We start from the raw sequence: 1,163 nt of genomic DNA, 5'->3' as shown, positions 1-1,163 counted from the left end.
TTGATAGTGAGCCCGTCTGTGATACCGTCACGGAAACGATCCTGACTTTTTAAAGCTGGGAAGCTGATCGTGAAAACTCACAGACGGGGAGGCTCGCTGTCAAGGGCAATCGGATAACATGATAAAAGGAACGACACCTTATAAATTTTGTCAAAAAAGGGGTTGCCATACCAACATGAACAACATCCAGCAGCATAGTTCATGGCTTCAGCACCAACACCTATGTTACTATAACCATTCATGGATTGAGACTTGATATTCATATAAACACCTCCTTTCTTATAAATGTATGAATCATATTCTTAATTTAAAATGAATTAGCATCATTTTATTGTATAGTTATTCTAGCTACATGATTGGACTGTCAACCCTTTAGTAGACATTTAATTAAGAGGATTTTTGGACTGTCAACCCTTTAGTAGACATTTAATTAAGAGGATTTTGTGGACTGGCTAGCTTCCTCTGGTGTCTTATACCCAATACTCGAATGAATCCGTTCATGATTATAGTAGGTTTCCAGATAAACAAGGCATTCTGTGACAGCTGCTTGTTTTGTTTTAAATTGTTTTTCATCTAGCACCTCGCGTTTGAAGCTTTTTAAAAAAGATTCCATCACGGCATTATCATAGGGATTTCCTTTTCTTGAATGGCTTAGTTGGATACCGATTGCTTTCGTGAATTCATAAAAACGATGACCTGTATACTGCGACCCCTGATCTGAATGGACGATCAGACCTGCATCCGGTTTCTCCCTGACGAGTGCATTTTCCAAACTTTGGATGACAAGGCTGTCACGCATATGTGAGTCGATACAATAACCGACACATTTTCTCGTATAGGCGTCAATAAATGCACTGATATACAGCATGCCTTCATTGGTGGGGATATAAGTGATATCCCCATACCATACATTGTTTTTTTCTGTGATGTTGAATGCTTGGTTAATCAAATTTTTATGAACATGGGGAGTCTGTTGCATTTGGCGTCTATATTTGCGTCTGGTACCTCGTGTATAAAACCCCAGCTTATGTAACAGTGGACAGGCTACACTGGACTAGACAATAAAAATAAGGTGTGTAAACTATAATAAAACACACTGGAGGAATCAACATGTCAGAACGTAGACCGAGACGGACATTTACCAAGGAATTTAAACAGCAAAT

The 1,163-nt window shown here is 38.9% G+C and carries 1 protein-coding gene and 1 pseudogene; both read right to left on the bottom strand.

Features of this window, described 5'->3' with window-relative positions; translation table 11 throughout:
* Positions 1-173: 173 nt before the first annotated feature.
* Positions 174-263 (bottom strand): annotated as a pseudogene (gene llsA / locus CBF27_RS14530) (listeriolysin S); the annotation flags it as partial.
* A 167-nt stretch (positions 264-430) separates the two neighbouring features.
* On the bottom strand, positions 431-1,024 hold the full coding sequence (locus tag CBF27_RS13980) for an IS3 family transposase (RefSeq protein ID WP_281273716.1): 594 nt from the start codon (positions 1,022-1,024) through the stop codon (positions 431-433).
* Between the last annotated feature and the right edge of the window lie 139 nt (positions 1,025-1,163).

Origin of the sequence: Vagococcus acidifermentans (assembly GCF_003987655.1) — a bacterium.
Taxonomy (GTDB): domain Bacteria; phylum Bacillota; class Bacilli; order Lactobacillales; family Vagococcaceae; genus Vagococcus_B; species Vagococcus_B acidifermentans.
Note: the sequence above shows the minus strand (reverse complement) of the source record. Positions and strands in the feature narration are given on the sequence as shown.